The following is a 25949-nucleotide window of genomic DNA, read 5'->3' as shown; positions in this document are numbered from 1 at the left end:
CGCCGGACGGACGGCCCCGGGGACCGGCCCCGGCGGCCGCGTCAGGCGCGCTGGGCGCGCCGGCTGAGCGCGCGCGGACTCGATTTCTTCGATGCCTTCCCGCGGCCCGACAGGCTCGGGTTGGTCATGAAATACTTGTGCGCGTTGAAGGGCTCCTCGCCCTCGGCGGGCTCGATCCGCTCGCTCGCGCCCGACGCCAGTACACGCCAGCTCTGCTGGTTGTCGAGGAGATTCGCCATCATGATCTGGTCGAGCACCTGCTGGTGCACGGTCGGGTTGAGGATCGGCAGCATGGCCTCCACCCGACGATCGAGGTTGCGGCTCATCAGGTCCGCCGACGAGATGTAGACCCGGGCCTTGGGGTGGGGCAGCCCGGCGCCGTTGCCGAAGGCGTAGACCCGGCCGTGCTCCAGGAAGCGCCCGACGATCGACTTGACCCGGATGTTCTCCGACAGGCCCGGCACGCCGGGGCGCAGGCAGCAGATGCCCCGCACGACGCAGTCGATCGGCACGCCGGCGGCGCTGGCGTCGTAGAGCGCGTCGATGATCTGGGTGTCGACGAGCGAGTTGCACTTGATCCAGATCGCCGCCGGGCGGCCCGCCTTGGCGTGGGCGATCTCCTCGGCGATGTGCTCGAGGAGGCGCGCCTTCAGGGTCAGCGGCGAGACCGCCATCCGCTCCAGCTCCGCCGGCTCGGCGTAGCCGGTGATGAAGTTGAAGATCCGCGAGACGTCGCGGCCGATCACCGGGTCGGCGGTGAAGAACGACAAATCGGTGTAGATGCGCGCCGTGATCGGGTGGTAGTTGCCGGTGCCGACGTGGCAGTAGCTCACCAGGCGGTCGCCCTCGCGGCGCACCACCATCGAGAGCTTGGCGTGGGTCTTCAGCTCGATGAAGCCGAACACCACCTGGGCGCCGGCCTTCTCGAGGTTGCGCGCCCAGCGGATGTTGGCCTCCTCGTCGAAGCGCGCCTTCAGCTCGACGAGCGCCGTCACCGACTTGCCGGCCTCCGCCGCCTCGGCCAGAGCCGCGACGATCGGGGAGTTCGACGAGGTGCGGTAGAGCGTCTGCTTGATCGCCACCACGTTCGGGTCGCGGGCGGCCTGCGACAGGAACTGCACCACCGAGTCGAAGGACTCGTAGGGATGGTGGACGATGAAGTCCTTCTGGCGGATCGCCGCGAAGCAATCGCCGCCGCTCTCGCGGATGCGCTCGGGGAAGCGCGGGTTGTAGGGCTTGAACTTCAGGTCCGGCCGGTCGATCCCGACGATCTGCGACAGCTCGTTGAGGGCGAGCATCCCCTCGACCACGAACACGGCGTCGGCGGCGATCTCCAGCTCGTCGGCCACGAAGGTGCGCAGGTCCTCCGGCATGGTCGCGACGACCTCTAGCCGGATCACCACGCCGCGGCGGCGTTGCTTCAGCGCCGTCTCGAAGTGCCGCACCAGATCCTCGGCCTCCTCCTCGATCTCGAGGTCGGAATCGCGCACCACCCGGAAGCCGCCCTGGCCCTTGACCAGGTAGCCCGGGAAGAGGCGGCTCGTGAACAGCACGATCACCTGCTCGATGGCGATGAACCGGGCGGTGCCGGTCTGGCCGAGATCGGGCAGGCGCACGAAGCGGTCGATGATCGAGGGCAGGCGGATCAGCGCCCGCAGCGCCCGGGCGTCCCGCGGCCGCACCAGGGTGAGGGCGATGGTCGAGCCGAGATTCGGGATGAACGGAAAGGGATGGGCCGGATCGATGGCGAGCGGCGTCAGCACCGGGAAGATATGCTGGAGGAAGTAATCTTCCAGCCAGGCCGCCTCTTCCGCCGAGAGGTCCATCGCCTCGACGAGGTCGATGCCCTCGTGGTGCAGTTCCCCGCGCAATTCGCTCCAGCGCCGCTGCTGGTCGCCGGCGAGCCCGGTGACCTCGGCGTCGATGCGGGCGAGCTGCTCGGCCGGGGACAGCCCGTCGGCCGACGGCGCGGTCAGCCCGGCGCGGACCTGGTCGTGCAGGCCGGCGACCCGGACCATGAAGAACTCGTCGAGATTGTTGGCCGAGATCGACAGGAAGCGCAGCTGCTCCAGCAGCGGGTGGCCGGTATTCGAGGCCTCCTCCAGCACCCGGCGGTTGAACTGCAGCCAGGACAATTCGCGGTTGACGAAGCGCCCGGGCTCGTGGCGCAGCGCCAGGCCGGCCTCGACCGCCTCGGCCTTGGCCAGGCGGGCCGCCTCCTGCGCCGCCTGCGCCTCGTCGGCGACCCGCACGGCATCGGGGGCGGTCAGCCCTTCCCTCACCTCGTGGCGGACATCTCCGTTCGTCGCAGGCGTCGCCTCGGTCTCGTCGAGGACCGGGATGGCACTGGCTCCGGCTGCGGTGTCCGACACGATGGTACCTCCTTGACGGGATGGATGCCGGGTCAGGGCTTCGAGCCCTTCCCGGTGACAGGACAGTTTGACAATTGCGTGAACGGTGCGACGGCTTGCCCTATTCCTCGTCCTCCTCGCCGTCCTCCGGCGCCTCGCCCTCCAGGGCCGCCAGCGTCGCGAGGGCGAGCGGCCGGGTGATGCGCCGGCGCCGGCTCAGGCCCTCGCGGTCGAGGACCGCCACCACGTCCCGGGCGCGGGCGAGCGAGCGGTCGAGGCGCAAAGCCAGGGCGTCGACCACGCTGGTGTCGACGACGAGCTGGCGGTCGAGGAACAGCTTGACCAGCACGACCTTCAGCAGCGCCTCGTCCGGCGGGTCGAGCGCGACGCCGGGAGCGAGCCGCAGGCGCGAGCGCAGGTCGGGGGTGGCGAGGCCCCAGGCCTCGACCGGGCCGGAGCCCGTCACCACGACGCTGAGGCCCCGCTCGCGCACGAGGTTGAGGAGGTGGAACAGGGCGGCCTCGTCGCGGCCCGCCTCGCGGTCGGCATCCTCGATCACCAGGGCGTCGGCACCGGCGATCTCCGGCACCGCCGCCGCGGTCACGGCGGCGACCGGCAGGACGAGGGCGCCGGCGCGCTCGGCGAAGATGGCCGCGAGGTGGCTCTTGCCGCTGCCCGGCGGGCCGGTGAGCACGAGCACCCGGTCCGGCCAGTCGGGCCAGGCCTCGATCCGGGCGTAGGCCGTCTCGTTCGACGGGCTGACCAGGAAGTCCTCGGAGCCGAAGCGGGCGTCGACCGGCAGGTCGAGGGCGAGCTGGCGCGGCTGATCTGGCATGCGGGGCGGAAGGTCTCGCGGGTTCACGGCTTGGAGAGGGCGGGCGGGGCGGCCTCGGCCGCCGCGACCCTCGCCACCGTCGCGTCGGCGGCCAGGATCGGCGTGCCGTCGTGGTAGAGGCGGCTTTCGAGATAGCGCTTCACCCCGAAGCGCGCGACCACGCCGATCGCCGCCGCCACCGGCACCGCGAGCAGCAGCCCGAGGAAGCCGAACAGCGAGCCGAAGGCCAGCAGCGCGAACATCAGCCAGACAGGGTGCAGCCGCACCGCGTCGCCGACGAGCTTGGGCTGGAGCACGTTGCCCTCGAGGAACTGCCCGACTAGGAAGACCCCGACCGTCAGCACCACCGAGACCCAGTCGGGCGAGAACTGCACCAGGGCGACGCCGGTAGAGAGCAGGAAGCCGGTGAGCGAGCCGACATACGGGATGAAGGTCAGGAGGCCCGAGATCAGGCCGATCAGCACGCCGAAATTGAGCCCGACGCACCACAGGCCGACGGCGTAGAAGGTGCCGAGCAGGAGGCAGACCAGGGTCTGGCCGCGGATGAAGGCGGTGATCGCCCCGTCGATCTCGCGGCCGAGGGTGCGGGCGGTATCGCGGTGGCGCGGCGGCACCCAGCGGTCGAGGGTGGCGATCATCCGGTCCCAGTCGACCAGGAGATAGAACGCCACCACGGGCGTCACCACGAGCAGCGAGACGATGCCGACCACCGCCTGGCTGCCCGACCACAGCGAGCGCAGGAAGCCGAGGAGCCAGGCCACCGCCTGCCCGGTCAGGTTGCCGACGGAGGATTGCAGTTCCTGGAACGCGCCGGCACCGCCGGCCCGTTCGATCAGCGGGCCGGCCCGCTCGGCGATGATCGCCTGGAGCTTCGCGATCATCGCCGGCAGCGAGGCGACGAGGGCGGCGATCTGGTTGGCGGCGAGCGGCACCACCAGGATCAGCGTCAGGATCAGCCCGCAGACGAAGCCCGCCAGGATGAGCAGCGTCGCGGCGAGCCGCCCGAGCCCGAGGCGCTCCAGCCGGTCGGCGACGGGATCGAGGGCGTAGGCCAGGGCCGCGCCCGCCACGAAGGGCAGCAGCACGTCGCGCAGCTGGTAGAGCAGGAAGACAAGCAGGGCGAGCACGGCCAGGGTGATGGCGGCCCGGCGTTGGATCGGCATCTGTGCGGCAACCCGTCCCCCACGCGAATCCGTCGCGCCCCGGCCGGCCCGAGATGGAAGCGGCGCGCCGCAGGGTCAAGCGTGGCGTGAGGCGAGGGCGCTCCCGCGCGGTCGTCCGGGGGGCCGTCAGGCCCGGGCCCGGGCCCGGGAACGGGGCGCGGGGCTTGACCGCGCCGCCGTCAGTGGCCGACGGCCCGGTCGCCGGCCGGGGCCGACAGGCGCGCGACGTTGTTGCGGACGTGCTCGCGGTAGCGGTCGATCACCGCCTCCGGCGTGCCGCCGCCCAGCAGCGTGCCGGTCGCCTCGAGGGCGGCACCGATCTTCTCGCTCACCATCCGCTGCGCCTCGACCTGGCCGGCGACGCCGCCCCAGGCGAGCTTCATCATGCGCAGCTCGATGACCTTCTGGGATTCCATCGCGAGCATCGCGGTCGCGTACCAAGCGTCGAACATCCCGGTCTCCTTCTGCGGTTGCGGTTCGCGGTCCGGGCCGTCGCGGCCCGGACGGGGCGGCCGGCATCGGGGATGCCGGCCGGGCGCGCGCTCAGGCGGCGCGGGACCGCGGCGGCACCGCGATCGCCAGGCGGCCCATGCGGCGGGCGAGGTCGGTCCAGCAGGCGAGCGCGGCGTCGATCGCCCGGCTCACCTCGGCGGCCTGGAGCTGCGCGAGGTCGCCCGGCGAGCGGACGGTCAGGGCCGCCTTCCAGAACGCCACGGCGGCCTGGCCCTCGCCCTGGAGGAACGCCACCAGCCGGCCGTTGATCTCGATGAAGCCCTGCATGGCGGCCAGCGGCGGCTCCTGCTCCGCGCCGGGCCGCCCGGCGGCCTCGGCGGCCGAGGCCGGCTCGGCGGCGGCCGGTATCACCGGTGCGTCCTGCGACGCCGCGACCGGCTCGGGCGAGGCCGCCGCGTCGGTCGCGATGTCCTTGGCCTCGACATCCTGGGTCCCGGTATCCCGAGCGATGGCCTCGTCTTGCGCGACCGTCCCGTCCCGGGCTGCCTCGACGTCGGCCGGCACCTCGTCGGACGCGGTCGTCGGAGCCTCGGCCGTCTCGGCGACGGGTTCGGCGGGGATCACGTCGTCGGCCCCGGCCGGCTCCGTCTCGGCGACGGGCTCGGGCGCGGCCTCCCGGACCGGCTCCTCTTGGACCAACTCCTCTTGGGCGCGGGCCGGCTCGGCCTGATCGGCGAGCGCGGTCTCGGCGGCGGCGGCCGTCTCGGCCACGGTCTCGGGAGCCGTCTCGATCGCCTCGGGGGCGGAAGCCACCGCGACGGCGTCGACCGGGGCGGTCTCGCCCTGGACGGACTGGGATGCACCATTCGTCCGCGCGGCCGTCCGGACGGGTGGGCGGCGGGGCGGCTTGCGGGTCTTGTCGCTGCGGCGCGTGGTCATGGCTCGGCCTCCTCGAGGTAGCGGACGCGCCGCCCTCGACCCGATGCGGGGGGGCGAACGCGCGGCAACCGGCGCGCCGGCAGGCTCGTCCGGGGCACCGGCGGATCCGGATCGACGTGTCGGAGGGACCTGTCGGATCGGCTTTGGCGGATCGCCGCGGCGATCGGGGCGGACGCGCCCGGCCGCGGGCCTTGCAGGCGGGCGGAGGCGCGGGGCCCGGTCCGCCGGGGGTGGGGTGAGGCCGGGGCCTCACCCGCGGGGCGTCAGGCCCCGGCCTCGGACAACGGTCCGAGACCTCGGTCTCAGGCCTTGGCCTGGGCCTTGGTCATGTCGGCCTTGATCGACTCGGACAGGGTGGCGAACTCCTTCGCCTGGGTCTGCAGCGCGCTCATCTGGTTGCGCATGTACTCGCCCTGCAGCTCCAGGGCCTCCTTGACGTCGCGGGTGCGCACGAGCTTCTCGGCGAGGTCGAAGGTCGCGGTAGCGTGCTGCTCGGTGTAGTCGAAGCCGCGGGCGACGGCGGTGCCCATGCCGGTCTGCGAGGTCTGGGTCGAGGTCTCCACGGTCTCGGCGAGCTTGCGGGCGGAGCCCAGGAAGGTGCCGAACGCGGTGCGGGCGTTCTGCACGCCCTTCTCGGCGAAGTCGCGCATCTCGGACGGGATCTCGAAGGGCTTCTGGGTGCTGCTCACGGGCGTGGCCTCCGGCTTGTCGCTACGCGCGCCGCCCTGAGGATTTGTGCGACGCAGCAATCACGATGCTGCAACGCAATGCAAGAGTCAACGGGTCGCCCCCGGCCGGCTTGCTCCGGACGGAGCCCGCCCTACTGCGTCAGCCGGAATTGCGCGATCGAGCGGCCGATGCTCTGGAAGGCCGGTTTCAAGTCGTCGGCGGTGATCACGTTGTAGAAGAACCCGTCCTTGCTCGCGCAGGACCGCAGCATGTCGGCATTCCCGTCGATCACCCGCACCGTGTAGATGACGATGCCGGCGGTCTTGGCGGCCGTGCAGGCGCTGAGCGTGCGGGCGTCGATGACGCTGTCGTCGACGCAGCCGGGGAGGGCGAGGAGATCGTACAGGAAGTTGCCCGTGCAGGCGACCTTCCAGCGGTTCTGCGTGTTCAGCCCGTCGGTGAGCACGATCATGACCTTCGTGACCGTGTCGTCGGCCAGACTCGCCGCGGTGGCGAGCGGCCCGTAGGGCGTGAGCGCCTCCAGCCCCCACGCCACCCCGACGGTGACGTTGGTGGCGCCGCCCGCGCTCATCGCGTCGATGGCGGCGTTGAGCGTCCCGTAATCGGTGCCGAGGGGGCGGATCGCCGCCAGGGTCGGCTTGCCGTTCTGGAGCGAGGCGCAGCGGTCGGCCGGGTAGGCGGCGGCGCCGGACGGCTCGGTGGTCGGGGCCTGGACGTCGTAGGGCTGGTCGCGGTCGGCGATGCAGCCCTGCCAGCTCGCCGGGCCGACGGTGCCGAGCTTGGCGTAGCTGAGCCAGCCGGCGCTCGTGACGGCGGTGCCGAGGTTCACCTGCGTCGAGAACGGGACCAGGGCGACCTTGGCGTCCGCGCGGGTGGTCACGACCTTGTCGAGGTAGGCCAGGAAATCCTTCGCCGCCTGCTTCAGGGCCGGCAGCTTGCCGGCGTCGTTCATCGAGCCGGTGTTGTCGAGCACCAGCGCCACCTCGAGTGACCGGCCTCCCGACATCGCCTGCGAAGTGCCGCCGACCACGAGCGGGGCCGGGTGCATCAGGCGCCCGAGGGTCATGTCGATCCGGGCGGTGGCGCTGACCGTCACCTGCGTGCCGGCCCGGGCCGGGGTGAAGCCGGTCACCGTCACGCCGGCCTGGGGCGGGAAGCTCGCGTCGAAGAAGGCCCGGGCGCGGGCCTGGAACGCGGCCTCGGACGCCAGGGTCGGCGCCTCGCGGATCACCGCCAGCACCGCCGCGTCGGTGGCGGTCTGGAGCTTTGCCCGGACCGCGGCCGCGCGGGCGTAGTCGATCCCCGCCCCGACCAGGAAGAGCACCGGGATCATCGTCAGCGCCATGATCACCGCGATGGCGCCGCGGCGGTCGGATCGGAAGCGGGCGAGCAGCCCCATCATCGCAGGTTCGCCCTCCCGGCGCCGCTGGTCATGGCCTAACGGGCCTAGGCCTAACGGCTGGGAGGTTAAGGCTTCGGCCGGTGATCTCACGGCTCCGGCGAAGGTGGAGTAATCCTCTGTCAAGGTTTCCGGGCCGGCCGCCGTGCAAGGCGGCGTTAACGAAGATCCGTCATTGTTGCGGACAGTCGTGTTCCCGGGTTCGGGACATCCTCGGCCGCCGCCGGCGGCCCTACGAGTATCTGACGAGGACTGCCGATGCGCGCCCTGCGGTTCCGCCCCACGCCCGCCCTTCTCGCGGCCGGCATCCTCGGTCTCGGCACCCTGTCGGGCTGGGGGGCGTACGGCGTCTCCTCGTCGGGCAAGAGCGCGCTGCGGGCCCAGCTGGCCGAGACCGAGGGCCAGCGCGACGCGCTCGCCGCCCGCTTCAAGCAGTTCCAGGACGTCGAGGCCGAGCTGCGCGACCGCCAGGCCAAGATCGCCGCCGCCCGCGACGAGATCGCCCAGATGGGAGCGACCCGCGAGAAGGCCAAGGCGCAGCTCGCCGCCACGCAGCGCGACCTCGCCGCCCTGACCAAGCGCCTCGACACGGCGCGCGACAAGGTGAACCAGACCGGCAGCATCACCCCGGCGGCGCCGGCGGCCGAACCGGCGAAGAAGCCGGCTCGGTGAGGGAAAGCCGCCGGCCGGGGGACGGCCGGAGCTTCCGACGTGTCGACGGTCCGGCCGCTCAGGCCGGGACGCCGTCGAGCACGATGCCCTGCGGGTGCTGCAGCGCCGTCTCGGCCTCGCGGCGCGACAGGCTCTCGACCAGGGCGGCCCATCGCATCCCGACCTCGTGCCGCAGGGTGAGGCGGCCCGCCTCGTCGTAGCGGCGCCAGCCGCAGCGCGACGCGCCGTCGGCGCCGACCTCGTCGTAGGTCTCGTAGCGCGCCACGAGGCGGTCGCCCGGGTCGTATTCCCGGTGGAACCAGGACAGCCCGAACACCCGGCCGCCGCGGCCGATCATGCCGTCGCTCTCGAGGCGGTGCTCGCCCGGAATACGGAAGATGGTCTCGAAGGGCGGGGGATCGCAGCGCATGGGGAACTCCATCGCGGGGGTGACGAGGGAGCGGCGCCATGAGGGCCGTGGGCGCCGAGTCGGGCCCGGGCCGACGGCCGGGCCGTAGGAGCCGCGCCGAGCCTGTACCATCCCGAGACGGTCCGGACGCTCGCGCGTTTAACGTTGATTAAGAATTTGTGCGCCGCAAAAGCCGGTGGGTCAAGCCCGGCGCGCCGCCTCGTTCCCGGGTGGCGCGCCGGCTCCGGCCGCAGGGCCGTCGCTTACTGTCCCTTGGCGGCGATGGCCTCCGACCAGGCGACGGAGCGCCGGGCCATCGGGATGTGCTGGCGCTCGAACATGCGGCCGTTGATCTGGATCGCGCCGCGTCTGGCGTTCTCGGGCCGCTCGAAGGCCTCGATCACGGTGCGGGCCACCGCGACCTCGGCCTCGGTCGGGGCGAAGGCGGTGTTGGCGAGCGCCACCTGGCTCGGATGGATCAGGGTCTTGCCGTCGAAGCCGAGGATGCGGGCCTGCTCGCATTCCTCGCGGCAGCCGTCGAGGTCGGAGAAGTTGTTGTAGACGCCGTCGAGGATCGTCAGGCCCTCGGCGCGGGCGCCGGCGAGCGCGGTCATCAGCCAGGGCATCATCGGGGCCCGGCCCGGCACGATCTGCGTCCAGGTGTCCTTGGCGAGGTCGTTGGTGCCCAGCACGAAGCAGGTCAGACGGGTGCCGGGGTTGCGCCGCGCCGCCGCGATCGCCTGGATGTTGAGGATCGCCGCCGGGGTCTCGATCATCGCCCAGATCTTGATGCCGGCCGGCGCGTCGAGGGCTTCCAGCCGGTCGGCGATGTTCTCCAGCACCGCCGGGGAGGAGACCTTCGGCATCAGGATCGCGTCGGGCCCGGCCTCGATCGCCGCCCGCAGGTCCGCCTCGCCCCACGGGGTCTGGGGGGCGTTGACCCGGATGATCAGCTCGCGGTCGCCGTAGCCGCCCTGGCGCACCGCGGCGCAGACCTGCTCGCGCGCCACGTCCTTGGCGTCCGGGGCGACCGCATCCTCGAGGTCGAGGATCAGCGCGTCGGCCGGCAGGCTGCGCGCCTTCTCGAGGGCACGCAGGTTCGAGCCCGGCATGTAGAGCACGCTGCGGCGGAGGCGGAGATCGATCATCGCGGGCTTCCCCAGGGTTCGCGCAAGACTGTCACGCAGGAACGTCGCGCCCCGGATCCGCGAGGGAAGCCGCGGGGCCGCGTCGCTGCCCTGCTTAGCCGATCGGACCAGCCGCGCCAGCCCGGCGATCGTCGGACGGAGAAGGGGGGGCGACCTACTCGGCGGCGATGCGCCGGGGGCCGAGGTCGAGCGCGGTGTGGCCCAGCGTTCCCGCCACCGCGGTCAGGACCCGCGACAGCGCCTCGAAACCGGGACGGGGCAGGAGCTTGCGCTCGTCCATGTAGAGGGCGCGGTTGACCTCGATCTGCAGGGCGTGGCGGCCTTGCGCCGGCTCGCCGTAATGCTCGGTGACGAAGCCCCCCGCATAGGGCTTGTTGCGCACCACCCGCAGGCCGTGGGCGCGGAACGCGGCTTCCGCGCAGTCGATCAGGTCGGGCGCGCAGGCGGTGCCGAACCGGTCGCCCAGCACCACGTCGACCGCCTGACCCTCGTCGCGCGACAGGCTCGTCGAGGGCATCGAGTGGCAGTCGATCAGCACCGCGTGGCCGAAGGTCCGGGCGGTGCGGGCCACCAGCTCCTTCAGGGTGCGGTGATAGGGCTTGTACAGCTCCTCGATGCGCGCCAGCGCCTCCTCGACGGGAAGCCGGCCGCGATAGATCTCCTGGCCGTCCGCCACCACCCGGGGCACCGTGCCGAGGCCGCCGGCCACCCGCATCGAGCGCACGTTGACGAAGGGCGGGAGCCGGCCCTCGAACATCCGCGGATCGAGTTCGTAGGGCTCGCGGTTGACGTCGAGATAGGCGCGCGGGAACGCGGCCCGCATCAGCGGCGCGCCGAGGCCCACGACGGGCGCGTAGAGCCGGTCGACGAAGGCGTCCTCGGAGCGGCGCAGGGCCACCGCGTCGAGCCGCGAGGCGGCTACGAAGGAGGCCGGGTACACCGCGCCCGAATGGCCCGTGTTGTAGACGAACGGCAGGGTCTGCCGCTCCGGCTCGTCCACCTGGAAGGGCGGGGCGAACAGGCTCGCGGGGGAAGCTCGGCTCATCCGGACGCGCCGGGGCGGGGGGCGGGACGCGATCGCACCATCATCATCCGGCTAATCTGGCGCCCCGGCCCGGGCCTGTCCACTGCCGGGCGGCCCCGTCGGGGCACGATTCCGCCGGGGATGGACGTCCCGGACGGCGCGGCGTCAACACTCTGTTTACCACGACGCCGCTTTATGGAATGAACGCTCCGAATCGGTATCCGGGACTTTCGTTCATGAAGATCCTCCTCGCGGAAGACGACAACGACATGCGTCGCTTCCTCGCCAAGGCGCTCCAGAACGCAGGCTACGACGTGGCCTCGTTCGACAACGGGCTCTCGGCCTACAACCGCCTGCGCGAGGAGCCGTTCGAGCTCCTGCTCACCGACATCGTGATGCCCGAGATGGACGGCATCGAGCTGGCGCGCCGCGCCACCGAGCTCGACCCCGACATCAAGGTGATGTTCATCACCGGCTTCGCCGCGGTGGCGCTCAACCCCGATTCGAAGGCCCCGAAGGACGCCAAGGTCCTGTCGAAGCCCTTCCACCTGCGCGAGCTGGTGACCGAGGTCGAGAAGCTGATGGCGGCCTGACAGGGCCGTCCGGAGGCGGGCCGTTCACGCGCCGCTGGCGCGCGGGTCCGCCCGCGCCTATATCGGGTCATCCCCCAGCAGCGCGAGCCGTCGGATGCAGCCGGTCACGATCTACACCACCAGCTGGTGCCCCTATTGCTCGGCGGCCAAGTCGCTGCTGCAGGAGAAGGGCGCGGCGTTCACCGAGGTCGACGTCGAGGCCAAGGCCGGCGCCCGCACCGAGATGGTCGGGAAGGCCGGCGGACGCACCAGCGTGCCGCAGATCTTCGTCGGCGAGACCCATGTCGGTGGCTGCGACGACCTCTACGCCCTCGATCGCGCCGGCCGCCTCGACCCGCTGCTGGCCGGCTGACCCTCTGGCGGTGCGGGGGCGTTGCGGCGTAAGCTCCCCGGACCGTTCCGGAGTCCGCTGCCCATGACTGCTCCCCGCTTCGTCGCCGCCTGCGTGCAGATGCGCTCCGGCCGCGACCCCGCGCTGAACCGCGACGCCGCGGTGGCGGGAATCCGCGAGGCGGCCGAACGCGGCGCGCACTACGTCCAGACGCCCGAGATGACCTCGCTCCTCGAGCGCGACCGGGCGAGCCTTTTTCGGAAAATCCGCGCGCCGGAGGACGATCCGACGCTGGGCGCGCTGCGCGACGTCGCCCGCGAGCGCGGGGTGGTGGTCCATGTCGGCTCGCTCGCGGTGAAGAACGGCGACAAGGTCGCCAACCGCGCCTTCGTGATCGACCGCGAGGGCGCGATCACCGCATCCTACGACAAGCTCCACCTCTACGACGTCGATCTGCCGAACGGCGAGAGCTACCGCGAATCCGCCACCTATACGGGGGGGGCGAGGGCGGTCGTCGCCGACCTGCCCTGGGGCCGGCTCGGCGTCGCGATCTGCTACGACGTGCGCTTTCCCGCCCTCTACCGGGCGCTGGCCGAGGCCGGGGCCGAGATCCTGTCGGCGCCGGCCGCCTTCACCCGCCAGACCGGCGAGGCGCATTGGCACGTGCTGCAGCGCGCCCGGGCGATCGAGACCGGCTCGTTCATGATCTCGGCCGCGCAGGGCGGCCGGCACGAGGACGGGCGCGAGACCTACGGCCACTCCGTCATCGTCGATCCCTGGGGCCGGGTGCTGGCGGAGGCCGACGGCAACGAGCCGGGGGTGATCCTGGCCGAGATCGACATGGCCCTCGTCGCGGATGCCCGCGCCCGCATCCCGGCCCTGCGCCACGCCCGGCCGGTGGTGGTGGAGGTGGCCGGCGCCTGACGCCGGACCGTCGTTCCCGCCGCCTCGTCGGCGACGGACCGGTCTTCGGTGTCGTCGCGAACGAGGCGTCCGGGCCGCACTTTCGCCCTACGGCGCGTCTCAAGCGTCGCATCGCCCTCGCAACGGCGCCCCCGCCCCCCGATATCCGGTCCCATGATCCGCTACGCCCTGTCCTGCGATTCCGGCCACAGCTTCGAGAGCTGGTTCCCGTCGAGCGATTCCTACGACGCCCAGGCGCAGGCCGGCTTCGTCACCTGCCCGTTCTGCGACAGCGCGAAGGTCGTGAAGCAGATCATGGCGCCGTCCCTCGGCCGCGCCGCGGCGCTGCCGGCCCCGGCCGGCGTGCCGGCCCGGGCGGAGGCCGCCCCCGCCGTCCCGGCGCCCGCCGAGACGCCGGTCAGCCTGGTCTCCGAGCCGGAGCGCCAGCTGCGCGCGATGATCCGCGCCCTGCACGAGCAGGTCGCCCGCTCCGCCGACCATGTCGGGGCGAACTTCGCGACGGAAGCCCGGCGGATGCATTACGGCGAGGCCGAGCAGCGAGCGATCTACGGCGAGGCGAGCCTCAGCGAGGCCCGCGCCCTCGTCGACGAGGGCATCGCCGTGCAGCCTCTGCCGGCCCTGCCGGACGACCGGAACTGAGGCTCCAATCAGATTTCGCCGAAGTGGTTACCGGTTCGGTGCCGAAAATCTGCGACAAAACAAGAAAATGAGCGGGCGGAGCGTTGGTCTGCCCACGGTACACGGCCGGGGCGTGAATCCTTTCTGCGTCAAGGCTTTCCCATGCACCGCCTCATCCTGAGGTGTTGGCGATCGAAGATCGCACGTGATCGACGATCGCTGAGCCTCGAAGGAGGGCTCCAGAAATCGCAGCGACATCTGGAGGCCTCCTTCGAGGTCAGTCGGTCTTCGATCGACTGACACCTCAGGATGAGGTCGCGGGTGTGAGAGATAATCATCGCGGATTCACGTCGCTGTCGTGTACCGCGTGGCCTGCCAACGCAGGTCTGCTTAGCTCGCCAGGAACAGCACCGAGCGGTCGGAGGCCTCCAGCACCGTCTCGGCGAGGGGGCCGAACGACGCGACCTCGCCGGTACGGCGCGTGACACCCATCACGATCAGGTCGTGGTTGCCGGCCCGCGCCTGGCGCAGGATCTCGCGCTCGGGCGAGCGGGTCGCCCGGACATGGGTGCGTACCCGCAGCCCGGCCCGCTCGGCGAGATCGACCACCTCGCGCAGGGCCGCGGCGTCGCCCTGGCGCATCCCGGCGAGACGCCGGCCGGCGCCGTCGGCGAGGAAGAGCACGCAGAGTGCCGCATCCGCGCCGCGGGCCAGGGTGACGGCGATCTCGGCGCCGCGGCGGGCCGCCTCGGTGCCGTCGATCACCGCCAGGATCGCGAGCGGCGCGTCGGGGTCGTCGCGATGCGCGCCACGGGCGGCCGCGATGGCGAGCGGCCCCTCGAACCGCTCCGCCGCGCCGGCCACCGCGTCGGCAAGGCCGCCTTCCGGTGCGACCGTCGGGTCGATGCCGACGATCAGGAGGTCGTAGCCCTTGGCGGCCTCGTCGCCCACGGCTTCGGCGGCGGGCGCGGGGCTGGCGTGCTCGGTCACCTCGACCGGCGCGGCCTCCTCGCCCCGGGCGGCCTCCGCGGCCGCCGTCACCGCGCCCGCGAGACGGGTCTCCTCGGTGGGCTCCCCGAGCCGCACCACGGTCACCGGCATGCCGCGCGAACCGGCGACGAGGCCGGCGATCCGCGCGGCGAAGCGGCCCTTCGCCCCGTCGTCGGCGGCGACGAGCAGGCGTTCGAGCCGGGCGACGAAGCCGGTCTCCTCCGCCGCCTCGCGCGCGAGCCGCGCCTTCTCCTCGCCCGCGAGCGGCAGGCGGTGGAGGGCCCAGCGCAGCATCGGCGGCATCGCCAGGGTGGTGATCAGCGCCATCGCGACGATCATCGTGAACAGGTCCTGGCTCAGCGCCCCCATGCCGAGCCCGATCGAGGCGACGATCACCTCGGTCGAGCCGCGGGCGTTCATCCCGCAGGCGAGCGCCAGGGATTCCGGCCGCCGCAGGCCCCCGATCAGCCCGCCCGCGAAGGCGCCGGCGAACTTGCCGAGGCTCGCCACCGCGATGAGCCCGAGGGTGAGGAGCAGCAGGCGCGGGTCGCGCAGGATGGTCAGGTCGGCGCTGAGGCCCGCGAGCCCGAAGAAGATCGGCGCGAACAGGGCGGTGACGACGCCGCGCAACTGCTCGTCGATCCGGCGCGTCAGGATTGGCGACTGGCCGACCAGCAGCCCGGCCACGAAGGCGCCGAGTACCGTATGGACGCCGATGGCCTGCGTGATCAGCGCCAGCACCCCCATCAGCACCAGGATCGCGGTGATCACCGCGGCCTCGCTCCTCAGCGAATCGTTGGCCCAGCGGATCAGCCAGAAGACCGGGCGGCGCCCGACCGTCAGGCTGATCCCGAGGAAGACCAGGGTGCCGGCGAGACTGCGGCCGACCTCCCACGGATCGATGGTGCCGGCCCGCGCCAGGCTGAAGATCACCGCGATGATCACCCAGCCGATCGTGTCGTCGATGATCGCCGAGGCCACGATCACCTGGCCGACGTTGCGGCGCAGGAAATTCATCTCGCGCACCACCATGGCGACGATCTTGACCGATGAGATCGCGAGCGCGGTGCCGAGGAAGAGCGAGGTGACGAGGCGCAGCTCCGGGTGCGGCAGCATCGCCTCGGGCAGGAACCAGCCGAGGAGGAAGCCGCAGGCGAACGGCACCGCGACCCCGGTGACCGAGACGCTGACCGCCGCGCGCCGGACCTTGCGCACCAGGGCGAGGTCGGTCTCCATCCCGGTCATCAGCAGGAGCAGCAGGATGCCGAGCTGGGCGATGCCGTCGAGGAGCGCGCGCTGGTCGCGTCCGGGCGGAAACAGCCAGTGCTGCGCCTCCGGCCAGACCGCCCCGAAAAACGACGGCCCGAGCAGCAGGCCGGCGAGCAGCTGGCCCATCACCGCCGGCTGGCCGACCCGCAGCATCGCCTCGCCGAGCAGGCGCCCGAGGCTGAGGAGCAGCACGATCTGGATCAGCAGCACCACCTCGGACGGGCCGCCGCCCGAGCCGATTCCGGCGGCCTGGGCGCTGCCGGCGAGGACGAACGCGGCAGTGGCCAGGGTCAGGGCGGGGAGAGCTCGCCTCACGCGGCAGGTCCCGGAGCGGGCCGGGAAGAAGGGCATTGCCACGCGGATCGCTCGGGTCCTCGCCAGGGTGCGGCCGTCAACCGGGCCGCAATGCCCCGGTTCCGGGGGATCAGCGAGCGGGGGCGAGAATCCCGTCCTCCGGGTGGCAGCGGCGCGCGAAGCGCCGCAGAACGGAGCGGCGGCGGCGGGGCAGGCGCGGGAGGTCGTCGGGCTGCCGGGTCGCGGTGGCGGCCGGCTCGCCCGTCCCGGACCGGCGGTCGAGCCACGCGAGAAGGGCCGCGGCCACTGCCGCGCTGACGGCGCCGGCGATGGCGCCCGCCGAGGCCGCCACGGCGGGACCGTCCTGGATCAGCCAGGTCGCGGCCGCCATCCCGCCGCCGATCGCCGCCGTCATGATGAAGAACATCTATCGCGTCCCCTTTGGGCGAAGACGTTCTTGGGGGCCGGCAGGTTCGCGCGCTGCTGCGGACAAGGTTCACAAGTCCTGAATCCCGCCGAGGTCGGAGCCACCAGCCGCGATAGGCGAGGTTGACCGGCAAGATCGACCGGCAAGGGGATCATTAAGGGTCGCCGCCTAGGCTCCGGGATGGTCAACCGTTCCTTGAGTACCCGGCCCGTGTCCCTGCGTACCAATCTCTTCCTCGCGACTGTCGCGAGCCTCGGCTTCGCCACGGTCTGTGCCGTCTGCTCGGCGCAGCTCGACCGCGAGCCGCCCCGCCCGCAGCTCGTCGCCGCCGTGAAGCCCGTGATGCCGCTCGACGAGCCGGTCACCACCGGCTCGATCGTGCCGACGCCGCCGATCGCGAAGGCCGCCCGGATGGCGCGGCCCGAGAAGATCGAGGCCAAGAAGGCCGAGGCGGCGAAGGAGGCCCGCAAGGAGGCGAAGCCGAAGCCCGAGCCGGCCCTCGATTCCGAGCGGCTGGCCGCGCTCCTGGCCGAGCCGACGGTGATGAAGCCGAAGCGCTGAGGCGGCCCGTCAGCCGCGGCGCAGCGCCCGCAGGGCCCCGGTGCCGGCGAGCGCCGCGAGGGCGAGCGCGATGAGGGCGTTGTAGCCGGCGAGCGAGATCCCCAGGAAGCGCCAGGCGGCTGCGGTGCAATCCACCGGGTGGGTCGCCTGCAGGGACTTGAGGAAGTCGTCGACGCCGGCCGGCGCCGGGCCGGCGCCGCCGCCGCAATCGCTGGGTCCGGGCCAGAAGCCCCACTCGGCCCCGGCATGGTAGGCGCCCAGGGCCGCCCCGACGAGGAAGATCACCGCCACCAGGGCGAGGAGCCCGCCCGCGAGCCGGCGCGGCAGCAGCAGCGCGGCGGCGAGCAGCGGCAGGGCGAGGTAGTAGGGCTGGCGCTCGGTCAGGCACAGCTTGCACGGCACGTAGCCGAAGCCGTGCTGGAAGATCAGCGCCCCGCCGACGGTGGCCGCGGCGCCGACGAGCACCAGCAGGGCGGCCGGCCGGGGCGCCGTGAGCCGCGTGGCCAGGGAGGGAGCCATGGGAGTGCCGGCCATGGGCCAATCCTCAGATCAGGTAGCGGAAGGCGACGAAGCCGAGCACGGCGACCGCCACGCAGATCGCCGCCACGGCGTTCAGGTGCCGGTCGAGGACGGTGCGGATGCCGACGCCGTAGCGGCGCACGAGCCCCGCCAGGATGAAGAACCGCGCGCCCCGGGTGATCAGCGACAGGACGACGAACCAGAACAGATCGTAGCCGGCAAAGCCCGACGTGATGGTGACGAGCTTGTAGGGAATCGGCGTGAGCCCCTTCAGCAGGATCACCCAGTGGCCGTAATGGGCGTAGGCCTCGCGGAACTGGTCGGCGCCCTTGTCGAGGCCGTAGAGGTGGAAGAGCCAGGCGCCGAGGGAATCGTAGAGCAGCGCGCCGATCGCGTAGCCGGCGATGCCGCCCGCCACCGAGGTCAGCGTCGCCACGAGCGCGTAGGTCCAGGCCTTCTCGGGCCGGGTCACCACCATCGGCACCAGCATCACGTCGGGCGGCACCGGGAAGAACGAGCTCTCGGCGAAGGAGACCGCGCCGAGCGCGTAGGGGGCCGAGGGGCGCGCGGCGAGCGCGAGGATCCACTCGTAGAGGCGGCGCAGCATCGTGGGGATCAAGCCCGTCAGTCGTCAGGTGGCGCCCTTTGAGCACAGCTTCGCGGCGCTGGCGAGGGTTCCGGCCGCCACAGCCGGGCGGGAAGCGTCCGCCCCGGCGGGGCACCGGCGCGCTGCCGATCCACCGCCGCCCGGCAGGCCGAGGTCTCCGCCGGTCTCGTCCAGTCGGCCTAGCTCTCTTGGCGATTCGTCTTGGCGGCATCCGGTTTCTGCTTGACGAGACTGCGCCGCTCCGCCCGATCCACGCCACGATCGTCTCTCATCGATCGGCCCGGATCTACCGAAGGCCCCGCGTGATGTCGTTCCTGCGTCCGTTCCTCGTCCTCGCCCCGCTCCTTGCCGGCACCGTCCCGGCCGCCGCGGAGGACCTCGTCGCGCGCTGGCAGCGGGCCGACGCGGCCTGCGCCCTGCCGGCCTCGCCGCTGGCCAACCAGGCCTGCGAGGATCGCGACCGCTTCGCCACGGCGCTCCGCCACCAGGGCTGGTGCGAGGCCCGCGCCTCGACCGCCTACGACCATTGGGGCTGGCAGCGCTGCGCGCCGGTGGCGACGGCGCGGGCCGTGACCCGCCGACGGGCCCGGCCGCACGCCTGATCCGGCCCGCGCAGCGTCCCCGAAGGCTCGGGTCCGAACCCTCCCCCGCAAAGCGGGGGAGGGTTACCCGCGTCGGACCGGGACACGCGCCGGCATCGGCAGGCGCGGGTTCCCGCGCGACGGCCCTACACCACCCGCAGCAGCACGTGCTTCTTGCGGCCGAAGGACAGCTTCACCACGCCCTCCGGCGTCACGTCGCCGGTGCCGATCACCGCGCGCTCGTCGGTGACGGGGGCGTCGTTGACCTTGAGGCCGCCGCTCTTCACCTGGCGCCGCGCCTCGCTGGTCGAGGGGACGAGGGCCGCGTGCTCGGGCCCGAAGGCCGAGAGCACGCCCAGCCCCGCCTCGATCGCGGCCCGCGGCACCTCGACGGTGGGCAGGCTCTGGGCCAGCGCCCCCTCCTCGAAGGTGCGCCGCGCCGTCTCGGCGGCGGCCTCCGCCGCCTCGCGGCCGTGCAGCAGGGCACATGCCTCGGTGGCCAGCACCTTCTTGGCCTCGTTGATCTCCTGGCCGCCCAAGCCCGCGAGCCGGGCGACCTCGTCGAGCGGCATCAGGGTGAACAGGCGCAGGAAGCGGCCGACATCGGCATCCTCGGTGTTGCGCCAGAACTGCCAGTACTCGTACGGGCTCAGCATGTCCGGGTTGAGCCAGACCGCGCCCGACGCCGTCTTGCCCATCTTGGCGCCCGACGCCGTGGTCATCAGCGGGCAGGTCAGGGCATGGAGCTGCGGCGTGCCGAGGCGCCGGCCGAGATCGATGCCGGTGACGATGTTCCCCCACTGGTCCGAGCCGCCCATCTGCAGCGTCACGCCGTAGCGGCGGTTCAGCTCGGCGAAGTCGTAGGCCTGCAGGATCATGTAATTGAATTCCAGGAACGACAGCTCCTGGTCGCGCTCCAGCCGCAGCCGCACGCTGTCCATCGACAGCATCCGGTTGACCGAGAAATGCCGGCCGATGTCGCGCAGCATCTCGATGTAGTTGAGGGTGGTCAGCCACTCGGCGTTGTCGGCCATCACGGCGGCGTTGGGAGCCGTTCCGAAATCGAGGAAGCGCGCGAAGGTCTTGCCGATCTCGGCCTTGTTGGCCTCGATCTGGTCGAGCGTCAGGATCTTGCGGGTCTCGTCGCGGCCGGACGGGTCGCCGACGCGGGTGGTGCCGCCGCCCATCAGCGCCACCGGCTTGCCGCCGGTCGCCTGCAGCCAGTGCAGCATCATGATCGAGAGCAGGTGGCCGATATGCAGCGACGGCGCCGTGCAATCGTAGCCGACATAGGCCGTCAGCCGGCCCTCGCGGGCGGCCTCGTCCACGCCCGCGAAGTCGGAGCATTGGTGGACGTAGCCGCGCTCCAGGAGGACGCGGAGGAAGTCGGAACGCGGCGCGAAGTCGGTGGGCGCGGCCATGGAACTCTCGATCAGTCTCGCGGGTGGGCGACGGCGCGACAGCGCGGTGCCGCCATGCTAGCTCCGTCGGATTCGGAACGGGTCGGTCCATAGCAGTGCCGGCCCCGAAAGGCACGGGGGCGATTCGGGATGACGATGCGGCGCGCGATCGGGCTGATGAGCGGCACCTCCCTCGACGGCGTCGACGTCGCCCTGATCGAGACCGACGGCGAGACGGTCCGGGTCGAGCGCAGCCCCAACGGCTACCTCGAGCCGCTGGGACCCACGGGCTACCGCGCCTATTCCGACGACGACCGGGCGCTCCTGCGCCAGGCCCTGATCGACGCCGAGGCCGTGACCGAGCGCAGCGAGCGCCCCGGCTGCCTTGCCGCCGCCGAGGAGCTGGTGACGCGCCTGCACGCCGAGGCGGTCGAGAACTTCCTCTCCGAGAACGGGCTCACCGCGGCGGACATCGACGTGATCGGCTTCCACGGCCAGACCGTGGTGCACCGGCCCGACCAGAAGATGAGCGTGCAGATCGGCGACGGCCGGGACCTGAGCCGCCGCCTCGGCATCAAGGTGGTGTCGGACCTGCGCCACGCCGACATCGAGGCGGGCGGGCAGGGGGCACCGCTGGTGCCGGTCTTCCACCGGGCGCTGGCCCAGGCTTCGGGCTTCACCGAGAGCCTCGGCATCCTCAATATCGGGGGCGTGGCCAACGCCACGCTGATCGCCCGGGACGGACGCATCCTCGCCTTCGACACCGGGCCCGGCAACGCGCTCATCGACGACTGGATGCGCGAGCGTACCGGCCACGCGCTCGACGACAACGGCCGCACCGCCGCCCGCGGCCGGCCCGACGAGCAGCTGCTCGCCTGGCTCCTCGTCCACCCGTTCTTCGCCCGCCGGCCGCCGAAGTCGCTCGACCGCAACTGGTTCTCGCACAAGCTCGCCGGCCAGCTCTCGACCGAGGACGGCGCCGCGACGCTGACCGCCTTCACGGCGAGGGCGGTCGCCCGCGCCCTCGACCACGCCTCCGACCCGCCGGTCCGCTGGATCGTCGCCGGCGGCGGGGCCCGCAACGGCGAATTGCTGCGCCAGCTCAACTACCACCTGCGTGCCGAGATCACGACGGCGGACGCCATCGGCTGGTCCTCGGCCTTCCTGGAGGCCCAGGCCTTCGCCTACCTGGCGGTGCGCTCGGTGGAGGGCTTGCCGATCACCTTCCCGTCGACCACGGGCGTGCGGGAGGCGATCAGCGGCGGCGTGCTGGCGCGGCCGGAGGATTAAGAGGGCAGTGCGGCACCGCAGGACGTTGCGCGAGGCCCGTCCCCGCCGGTAAGCCGTCGCGCATGAGCAGCACGTCCTCGATCGGCCTCGTTCCTCCCGCGGCACCGGCCGCCGCGGCGCCCCGGTCCCGCCGCGCCGTGCGGACCTGGCTCTTCGTCATGGCCGCCCTGGTGGTGGCGATGGTGGCGGTGGGCGGCGCGACGCGGCTGACCGGATCCGGCTTGTCGATCACCGAGTGGAAGCCGGTGACCGGCGCGATCCCGCCGCTCTCGGGGGCGGCCTGGGCCGAGGAATTCGCCAAGTACCAGGCGACGCCGCAATACCGGCTGCTTAACCAGGGCATGACCCTGTCGGAGTTCCAGTTCATCTACGGCTGGGAATGGGGCCACCGGCTGCTCGGCCGGATCATCGGGCTCGCGTTCTTCCTGCCGCTGCTGGTGTTCTGGCTGCGCGGCCAGCTCGACCGGCGCCTCGGCGCGAGCCTCCTCGGCCTCGGCGTGCTCGGTGGCCTTCAGGGCGCGGTGGGCTGGATCATGGTGGCGTCAGGTCTCCAGCCCGGCATGACCGCGGTGGCGCCGATCAAGCTCGCCCTGCACCTGACGCTGGCGAGCGGGATCTATGCCGGCCTCGTCTGGATCGCCGCCGGCCTCGACCGACGCCGTGACGAGGTGCTGCCGGCGCGGCTCTCCCGCACGGCGCTCGCCCTGATGGTGCTGGTGCTGGTGCAGATCGCGCTTGGCGGCCTCGTCGCCGGCTCGAAGGCGGGGCTCACCTACAACACCTGGCCGCTGATGGATGGCGGCCTCGTGCCCGGCGGCCTGTTCGCCGGCACGCCGTGGATCGAAAACTTCGTCGACAACGTCGCCCTGGTGCAGTTCAACCACCGGCTCGTCGCCTACGCGCTGCTCGCCCTCGCGATCGTCCACGCCCTCGATGCCCGCCGCACGATGCCCGGGACCGGCGCGGCGCGGCGCGCCACCGCGCTTGCCGGCCTCGTCGTCGCCCAGGCGACGCTCGGCATCGTCACGCTGCTGCTGGCGGTGCCGCTCTGGGCCGGCCTCGCCCACCAGGTCGCCGCCATGCTGGTCCTCGGCATGGCGAGCGCCCATGCCCGGCTCGGCCGGGCGCCCGCGCCGGTGGCGCTGCGGGCGGCTTGAGGCGAGGAGGGATCGTTCGTCCCACGTTCATGCTCGCGTCTTAACCTCGACGGATCGGGAGGCCGTCTCCCGGCCCCGAGGAGCGGAGGTCCGATTGTCCGCGCAGGAGCACTCCCTGGAACTGTCCTCAGCCCCCGCCCCGCGCTTCGCGCCGGACGGCCGGCCGCTCGGCCTCGTCTGGACCTACACGCCGCGCGAGATGCTCGCCGACAGCATCGTGCACGTGGTCGGGGTCTCCCTCGGCGTGATCGGCGCCGTGGCGTTGACGATCAGCGCCGTCCTCTCGAAGCTCAGCCCCGCCGAGACGGTGGCGGTCGGCGTCTACGCCGCCGGCCTCGTGGCGATGCTGGGGACCTCGGCGGCCTACAACATGTGGCCGATCGGCCGGACGAAATGGCGGCTGCGCCGGTGCGACCACGCCACCATCTTCCTGATGATCGCCGGCACCTACACGCCCTTCGTCATCCTGGTCGGCACCGACGGCATCGCCATCGGGCTGCTCGCCGGGATCTGGCTCGTCGCCGTCATAGGCGCCGCCGTGAAGCTGACCCTGCCGGGCCGCTTCGACCGCCTGGCGATCGCCCTCTACCTGGCGCTCGGCTGGAGCGGGATGATGGTCTACGATTCGGTGATCGCCGCCCTGTCGCCACCGGCCCTGTGGCTGCTCGCCGCCGGCGGCCTGCTCTACTCGCTCGGCGTCATCTTCCACGTCTGGCGCCGGCTCCCGTTCCAGAACGCGATCTGGCACGCCTTCGTGCTGGCGGCCGCCGCCTGCCATTACGGCGCGGTGTTCCGCAGCATGCTCGACGTGGGAGCGTGAGACGGCGGAACTCGGGCGATTCGGCGATCGGACCGGGTAGTCCGATCGCCGGTCCGATCGGTTTTGCGGATCGTTCCGGGGCTGCGGCGGGCCGGCGACCGTTCGGGTTGATGATCCAGCGATCAAGGCTTTCGATTCCTAGTGCACTGACTCAAACGGATGGTGCAGCGTTGTCGTTGACGGCATCGAGGATGGCAGCGGCGGGCTTGGTCCAGATGAAGGGCTTCGGCCTGTCGTTGTGCTCGGCGATGGTGCGGTTGATCGCAGCCTGAAGGTCGACGATCCCGCTGAAGTTGCCCCGCTTCAGCCTGCGCCGGGTCAGGGCGGAGAAGAAGCCCTCGACCGCGTTCATCCACGAGGCCGAGGTCGGGGTGAAGTGGAAGATCCAGCGTGGGTGCCGAACCAGCCAGGCCCGCACCTTCGGGTGCTTGTGCGTGCCGTAGTTGTCCAGGATCACGTGGATCAGTTTGCCGGCCGGCACCGCCGCCTCGATCGTGTTGAGGAAGCGCAGGAACTCCTCGTGGCGGTGACGCTGCATGCAGCGGCCGATCACCGTACCCTCCAGTACATCGAGCGCGGCAAACAGCGTCGTGGTGCCGTGGCGGATGTAGTCGTGGGTCTGGGTCTCGGGGCGACCTGGCGTGACGGGTCGGCTTGGGCGGGTGCGCTCGAGAGCCTGGATCTGGCTCTCCTCATCCTGAGCCTGTCGAAGGATCGTCGAGCGAGAGCACGACGGCGTGGCGCGGCGGATCCATATAGAGCCCGACGATGTCCTCGACCTTCTCGGCGAAGGCCGGATCGTTCGAGCGTTTGAAGCTGCGGACCCGATGCGGCTGGAGGCGATGGGCATCCCAGATGCGCTGGACCGACCGCAGGGAGATCCCGACGGCCTGCGCCAGGGCGCGGCCGGTCCAGTGGGTGACCTCACCGGGCGGTTCGGAGCAGGTGAGGGCGAGCACCTCGGCGACGGTGTCGGTGGAGTGAGGCGGCTTGCCGGGCGGACGGGTCTTGTCGCGTAAGAGGCCCTCGACGCCTTCCTCGGCGTAGCGCTGTTGCCAGCGCCAGACGGCCGGCCGGCTGACGCCCGCCTGCTGGGCGACGTCGAGGACGCAGAGGCGTTCGGCCGAGAGCAGGACGATGCGGGCGCGCTGGATGTGCTTGAGGGGCCGCCCCCGATCGGCGACGATGGCGGACAAGCGCGCCAGGTCGGCGGCGCTGGGGATTACGCAGACAGTCTGAGCCATCCCTCAGACTCGCATACCTCACGCCTACCGTGAATCCTCTGAATGCGTCAATGCACTAGTTCCGCTTATGCGGCCCTGGACTGATGTGGTGGACATACTATCAAGTGTGTCAAACAGGCTCTGACAGGCCTCAACAGCCGGAATAATTTTTGGATATCAATCGATACTCGATCGAATTGGAGAATATTTGATTCGAGCGGGAGATTTTGTCCCACTCTAGACTTCATCCTGAGGTGTCGGCGATCGGAGGGCGCACTCCATCGAAGATGGCCCGACCTTAATGGAGGGCTCCAGGGATCGCTGCGCCAGATGGAGATTTCCTTCGAGGTCAGTCGATCTTCGATCGACTAGAGCACTTCACGATCGCGTTGCAATTGCGAAGCTCTCTAAGTCTTTGTTTTGGCGCATTTTCTGCGACGAACCGGTTTCCACTTCGTCGGAAAATGCTCTAACACCTCAGGATGAGGTCGCGTGTGGGAGGCAAGATCGTCCGTTGATCTATTGCGTGTATCGAACAGGCTCTGACGCTTCAGGGTCAGGTCGAGAGCGGGGCGCGATCTCCGAATAAGCCGGCCGAGCCCTCAGAACGGTGTGTAGTCCCCGCCATCCGTAATGGTGTCGAGCGCGCGCTCGATCGAGGTCACGGCGTCCAGCACCATCTGCACCGTGCGCTCGGCCTCCGTGCGCGGCCGGCCCAGGGCGGCGGCGCGGGCGCCGATGTCGTGCAGCTGCTCGGCGATCGTCACGAGGTCGGAGACGACCATCGCGGTGGCGCGGGCGGCGGCATCGGGCGCCGGGCGCGGGCGCAGCAGGGGAACGACGTTGCTCATCGGCCGGGACTCTCGCGCAAAGCGCGGCACTCCGCCAGCCGGAGAATCGCGGCCCTCCACACATTCCATCGAGCGCGGCCCGGGAGGCACAGGCGCCGAACTTCGCCGCCGCGCGCCGGTCCGGCGCCTTGACGGGGGGGCGGCAGCCGGGCACCCCGGCCCGACTGTCAGAGCCCAGGATCCCCCATGCGTCTCCTTCGTGTCGCCGCGGCGCTCACCCTCGCGGGCCTCGCCGCCGCCTGCACCAGCTCCGGCGATTCCCGCGGCACCGGCCTCGCCGAGACCTTCGACACCAAGAACTACGTGCGTTCGAACGACACCAACGGGACGCAGCGCCGGCCCGACGTGAACCGCGCCTTCACCCAGCCGTCGATCCCGAGCATCTCGAACCGCGGCTTCTGACGCGTTCCCGGCGGCCTCGGCCGCCGGGCC

At 71.7% G+C, this 25949-nt stretch carries 27 protein-coding genes and 1 pseudogene; 11 read left to right on the top strand and 17 right to left on the bottom strand.

Annotated features, from left to right (window positions below):
- Positions 1-41 precede the first annotated feature (41 nt).
- The 7 genes from V3T34_RS02245 to V3T34_RS02215 all read right to left on the bottom strand — a co-directional run bounded on the left by V3T34_RS02245 (position 42) and on the right by V3T34_RS02215 (position 7833).
- The gene (locus tag V3T34_RS02245) at positions 42-2252 is read right to left on the bottom strand and encodes an RNA degradosome polyphosphate kinase (protein WP_244537605.1); all 2211 of its coding nucleotides are present in this window, start codon (positions 2250-2252) and stop codon (positions 42-44) included.
- A 220-nt stretch (positions 2253-2472) separates the two neighbouring features.
- Positions 2473-3186, bottom strand: a complete 714-nt coding sequence (locus V3T34_RS02240) for a P-loop NTPase family protein (RefSeq protein WP_060848926.1) — start codon at positions 3184-3186, stop codon at positions 2473-2475.
- 23 nt (positions 3187-3209) lie between these two features.
- Positions 3210-4343 carry an AI-2E family transporter gene (locus V3T34_RS02235; RefSeq protein WP_091754112.1) on the bottom strand — a complete coding sequence of 378 codons (1134 nt, stop codon included), beginning with the start codon at positions 4341-4343 and terminating at the stop codon, positions 3210-3212.
- Between the two features lie 185 nt (positions 4344-4528).
- Complete coding sequence (locus tag V3T34_RS02230; RefSeq protein WP_305077018.1) at positions 4529-4801, bottom strand: hypothetical protein; 273 nt, start codon at positions 4799-4801, stop codon at positions 4529-4531.
- Between the two features lie 91 nt (positions 4802-4892).
- Positions 4893-5741 (bottom strand): hypothetical protein, encoded by an 849-nt coding sequence (locus V3T34_RS02225; protein WP_305077017.1) that lies wholly within the window; start codon positions 5739-5741, stop codon positions 4893-4895.
- A 302-nt stretch (positions 5742-6043) separates the two neighbouring features.
- On the bottom strand, positions 6044-6430 hold the full coding sequence (locus tag V3T34_RS02220; protein WP_305077016.1) for a phasin: 387 nt from the start codon (positions 6428-6430) through the stop codon (positions 6044-6046).
- 131 nt (positions 6431-6561) lie between these two features.
- The gene (locus V3T34_RS02215; protein ID WP_305077015.1) at positions 6562-7833 is read right to left on the bottom strand and encodes a TadE/TadG family type IV pilus assembly protein; all 1272 of its coding nucleotides are present in this window, start codon (positions 7831-7833) and stop codon (positions 6562-6564) included.
- A gap of 255 nt (positions 7834-8088) precedes the next feature.
- Here V3T34_RS02215 and V3T34_RS02210 point away from each other — a divergent pair, with 255 nt between their 5' ends.
- Positions 8089-8502, top strand: coding sequence for a hypothetical protein (locus V3T34_RS02210; protein WP_091887597.1), 414 nt, complete (start codon positions 8089-8091; stop codon positions 8500-8502).
- Between the two features lie 58 nt (positions 8503-8560).
- Here the strand turns inward: V3T34_RS02210 and V3T34_RS02205 are convergent, their stop codons facing one another.
- The 3 genes from V3T34_RS02205 to V3T34_RS02195 form a co-directional block, all read right to left on the bottom strand.
- Positions 8561-8911 (bottom strand): hypothetical protein, encoded by a 351-nt coding sequence (locus V3T34_RS02205; protein WP_305077014.1) that lies wholly within the window; start codon positions 8909-8911, stop codon positions 8561-8563.
- 242 nt (positions 8912-9153) lie between these two features.
- Entirely contained in the window at positions 9154-10038 is an 885-nt protein-coding gene (locus tag V3T34_RS02200) for an HpcH/HpaI aldolase/citrate lyase family protein (protein WP_060848920.1), read from the bottom strand.
- A 154-nt stretch (positions 10039-10192) separates the two neighbouring features.
- The gene (locus V3T34_RS02195; protein WP_305077013.1) at positions 10193-11083 is read right to left on the bottom strand and encodes an N-formylglutamate amidohydrolase; all 891 of its coding nucleotides are present in this window, start codon (positions 11081-11083) and stop codon (positions 10193-10195) included.
- Positions 11084-11298: 215 nt separating this feature from the next.
- On the opposite strand from V3T34_RS02195, the gene cpdR reads away from it, so the two are divergent.
- From cpdR to V3T34_RS02175, 4 genes are all read left to right on the top strand, one after another.
- Positions 11299-11655, top strand: a complete 357-nt coding sequence (gene cpdR / locus V3T34_RS02190) for a cell cycle two-component system response regulator CpdR (RefSeq protein WP_048427828.1) — start codon at positions 11299-11301, stop codon at positions 11653-11655.
- Between the two features lie 94 nt (positions 11656-11749).
- Entirely contained in the window at positions 11750-12007 is a 258-nt protein-coding gene (gene grxC, locus V3T34_RS02185) for a glutaredoxin 3 (protein WP_060848918.1), read from the top strand.
- Between the two features lie 63 nt (positions 12008-12070).
- The gene (locus V3T34_RS02180; RefSeq protein ID WP_305077012.1) at positions 12071-12910 is read left to right on the top strand and encodes a carbon-nitrogen hydrolase family protein; all 840 of its coding nucleotides are present in this window, start codon (positions 12071-12073) and stop codon (positions 12908-12910) included.
- Between the two features lie 153 nt (positions 12911-13063).
- Positions 13064-13549 (top strand): DUF1178 family protein, encoded by a 486-nt coding sequence (locus tag V3T34_RS02175; protein WP_305077011.1) that lies wholly within the window; start codon positions 13064-13066, stop codon positions 13547-13549.
- Positions 13550-13918: 369 nt separating this feature from the next.
- Here the strand turns inward: V3T34_RS02175 and V3T34_RS02170 are convergent, their stop codons facing one another.
- Together V3T34_RS02170 and V3T34_RS02165 are read right to left on the bottom strand one after the other, a co-directional pair.
- Positions 13919-16138, bottom strand: coding sequence for a cation:proton antiporter domain-containing protein (locus V3T34_RS02170; protein WP_407942642.1), 2220 nt, complete (start codon positions 16136-16138; stop codon positions 13919-13921).
- Positions 16139-16211: 73 nt separating this feature from the next.
- Positions 16212-16508, bottom strand: coding sequence for a hypothetical protein (locus tag V3T34_RS02165; RefSeq protein ID WP_305077009.1), 297 nt, complete (start codon positions 16506-16508; stop codon positions 16212-16214).
- Positions 16509-16718: 210 nt separating this feature from the next.
- Here V3T34_RS02165 and V3T34_RS02160 point away from each other — a divergent pair, with 210 nt between their 5' ends.
- On the top strand, positions 16719-17069 hold the full coding sequence (locus tag V3T34_RS02160) for a hypothetical protein (protein WP_305077008.1): 351 nt from the start codon (positions 16719-16721) through the stop codon (positions 17067-17069).
- 9 nt (positions 17070-17078) lie between these two features.
- Here the strand turns inward: V3T34_RS02160 and V3T34_RS02155 are convergent, their stop codons facing one another.
- Both V3T34_RS02155 and V3T34_RS02150 read right to left on the bottom strand, forming a co-directional pair.
- Positions 17079-17603, bottom strand: coding sequence for a disulfide bond formation protein B (locus V3T34_RS02155; protein WP_305077006.1), 525 nt, complete (start codon positions 17601-17603; stop codon positions 17079-17081).
- 10 nt (positions 17604-17613) lie between these two features.
- Positions 17614-18195 (bottom strand): YqaA family protein, encoded by a 582-nt coding sequence (locus V3T34_RS02150; RefSeq protein WP_060848912.1) that lies wholly within the window; start codon positions 18193-18195, stop codon positions 17614-17616.
- 305 nt (positions 18196-18500) lie between these two features.
- Here V3T34_RS02150 and V3T34_RS02145 point away from each other — a divergent pair, with 305 nt between their 5' ends.
- The gene (locus V3T34_RS02145; RefSeq protein ID WP_060848911.1) at positions 18501-18797 is read left to right on the top strand and encodes a hypothetical protein; all 297 of its coding nucleotides are present in this window, start codon (positions 18501-18503) and stop codon (positions 18795-18797) included.
- Positions 18798-18922: 125 nt separating this feature from the next.
- Here the strand turns inward: V3T34_RS02145 and tyrS are convergent, their stop codons facing one another.
- Entirely contained in the window at positions 18923-20197 is a 1275-nt protein-coding gene (gene tyrS, locus V3T34_RS02140) for a tyrosine--tRNA ligase (RefSeq protein ID WP_060848910.1), read from the bottom strand.
- 129 nt (positions 20198-20326) lie between these two features.
- Between tyrS and V3T34_RS02135 the strand changes: the two genes are divergently transcribed.
- From V3T34_RS02135 to trhA, 3 genes are all read left to right on the top strand, one after another.
- Positions 20327-21466 (top strand): anhydro-N-acetylmuramic acid kinase, encoded by a 1140-nt coding sequence (locus V3T34_RS02135; RefSeq protein WP_175539984.1) that lies wholly within the window; start codon positions 20327-20329, stop codon positions 21464-21466.
- A gap of 62 nt (positions 21467-21528) precedes the next feature.
- Positions 21529-22623, top strand: a complete 1095-nt coding sequence (locus V3T34_RS02130) for a COX15/CtaA family protein (RefSeq protein WP_305077005.1) — start codon at positions 21529-21531, stop codon at positions 22621-22623.
- Positions 22624-22822: 199 nt separating this feature from the next.
- Positions 22823-23443: a PAQR family membrane homeostasis protein TrhA gene (trhA, locus tag V3T34_RS02125; protein WP_305077038.1), complete on the top strand. Its 621-nt coding sequence runs from the start codon at positions 22823-22825 to the stop codon at positions 23441-23443.
- A gap of 151 nt (positions 23444-23594) precedes the next feature.
- Here the strand turns inward: trhA and V3T34_RS02120 are convergent.
- Both V3T34_RS02120 and V3T34_RS02115 read right to left on the bottom strand, forming a co-directional pair.
- Positions 23595-24687: pseudogene (locus V3T34_RS02120) on the bottom strand (IS630 family transposase).
- Positions 24688-25268: 581 nt separating this feature from the next.
- Entirely contained in the window at positions 25269-25517 is a 249-nt protein-coding gene (locus V3T34_RS02115) for a hypothetical protein (protein ID WP_048427839.1), read from the bottom strand.
- A gap of 186 nt (positions 25518-25703) precedes the next feature.
- On the opposite strand from V3T34_RS02115, the gene V3T34_RS02110 reads away from it, so the two are divergent.
- Complete coding sequence (locus tag V3T34_RS02110) at positions 25704-25919, top strand: hypothetical protein (RefSeq protein WP_060848908.1); 216 nt, start codon at positions 25704-25706, stop codon at positions 25917-25919.
- Positions 25920-25949 lie beyond the last annotated feature (30 nt).

It is taken from the genome of Methylobacterium ajmalii (assembly GCF_036448855.1).
Lineage (GTDB): Bacteria > Pseudomonadota > Alphaproteobacteria > Rhizobiales > Beijerinckiaceae > Methylobacterium > Methylobacterium ajmalii.
Note: the sequence above shows the minus strand (reverse complement) of the source record. Positions and strands in the feature narration are given on the sequence as shown.

Excerpts from the sequence above, each read along its gene's own strand:
- V3T34_RS02240 (WP_060848926.1), bottom strand. The coding sequence starts at position 3,186 with ATGCCAGATCAGCCGCGCCAGCTCGCCCTCGACCTGCCGGTCGACGCC.
- V3T34_RS02230 (WP_305077018.1), bottom strand. The coding sequence starts at position 4,801 with ATGTTCGACGCTTGGTACGCGACCGCGATGCTCGCGATGGAATCCCAG.
- V3T34_RS02225 (WP_305077017.1), bottom strand. The coding sequence starts at position 5,741 with ATGACCACGCGCCGCAGCGACAAGACCCGCAAGCCGCCCCGCCGCCCA.
- V3T34_RS02215 (WP_305077015.1), bottom strand. The coding sequence starts at position 7,833 with ATGATGGGGCTGCTCGCCCGCTTCCGATCCGACCGCCGCGGCGCCATC.
- V3T34_RS02210 (WP_091887597.1), top strand. The coding sequence starts at position 8,089 with ATGCGCGCCCTGCGGTTCCGCCCCACGCCCGCCCTTCTCGCGGCCGGC.
- V3T34_RS02205 (WP_305077014.1), bottom strand. The coding sequence starts at position 8,911 with ATGCGCTGCGATCCCCCGCCCTTCGAGACCATCTTCCGTATTCCGGGC.
- V3T34_RS02200 (WP_060848920.1), bottom strand. The coding sequence starts at position 10,038 with ATGATCGATCTCCGCCTCCGCCGCAGCGTGCTCTACATGCCGGGCTCG.
- V3T34_RS02195 (WP_305077013.1), bottom strand. The coding sequence starts at position 11,083 with ATGAGCCGAGCTTCCCCCGCGAGCCTGTTCGCCCCGCCCTTCCAGGTG.
- cpdR (WP_048427828.1), top strand. The coding sequence starts at position 11,299 with ATGAAGATCCTCCTCGCGGAAGACGACAACGACATGCGTCGCTTCCTC.
- grxC (WP_060848918.1), top strand. The coding sequence starts at position 11,750 with ATGCAGCCGGTCACGATCTACACCACCAGCTGGTGCCCCTATTGCTCG.
- V3T34_RS02180 (WP_305077012.1), top strand. The coding sequence starts at position 12,071 with ATGACTGCTCCCCGCTTCGTCGCCGCCTGCGTGCAGATGCGCTCCGGC.
- V3T34_RS02175 (WP_305077011.1), top strand. The coding sequence starts at position 13,064 with ATGATCCGCTACGCCCTGTCCTGCGATTCCGGCCACAGCTTCGAGAGC.
- V3T34_RS02170 (WP_407942642.1), bottom strand. The coding sequence starts at position 16,138 with ATGCCCTTCTTCCCGGCCCGCTCCGGGACCTGCCGCGTGAGGCGAGCT.
- V3T34_RS02165 (WP_305077009.1), bottom strand. The coding sequence starts at position 16,508 with ATGTTCTTCATCATGACGGCGGCGATCGGCGGCGGGATGGCGGCCGCG.
- V3T34_RS02155 (WP_305077006.1), bottom strand. The coding sequence starts at position 17,603 with ATGGCCGGCACTCCCATGGCTCCCTCCCTGGCCACGCGGCTCACGGCG.
- V3T34_RS02150 (WP_060848912.1), bottom strand. The coding sequence starts at position 18,195 with ATGCTGCGCCGCCTCTACGAGTGGATCCTCGCGCTCGCCGCGCGCCCC.
- V3T34_RS02145 (WP_060848911.1), top strand. The coding sequence starts at position 18,501 with ATGTCGTTCCTGCGTCCGTTCCTCGTCCTCGCCCCGCTCCTTGCCGGC.
- tyrS (WP_060848910.1), bottom strand. The coding sequence starts at position 20,197 with ATGGCCGCGCCCACCGACTTCGCGCCGCGTTCCGACTTCCTCCGCGTC.
- V3T34_RS02135 (WP_175539984.1), top strand. The coding sequence starts at position 20,327 with ATGACGATGCGGCGCGCGATCGGGCTGATGAGCGGCACCTCCCTCGAC.
- V3T34_RS02130 (WP_305077005.1), top strand. The coding sequence starts at position 21,529 with ATGAGCAGCACGTCCTCGATCGGCCTCGTTCCTCCCGCGGCACCGGCC.
- trhA (WP_305077038.1), top strand. The coding sequence starts at position 22,823 with ATGCTCGCCGACAGCATCGTGCACGTGGTCGGGGTCTCCCTCGGCGTG.
- V3T34_RS02115 (WP_048427839.1), bottom strand. The coding sequence starts at position 25,517 with ATGAGCAACGTCGTTCCCCTGCTGCGCCCGCGCCCGGCGCCCGATGCC.
- V3T34_RS02110 (WP_060848908.1), top strand. The coding sequence starts at position 25,704 with ATGCGTCTCCTTCGTGTCGCCGCGGCGCTCACCCTCGCGGGCCTCGCC.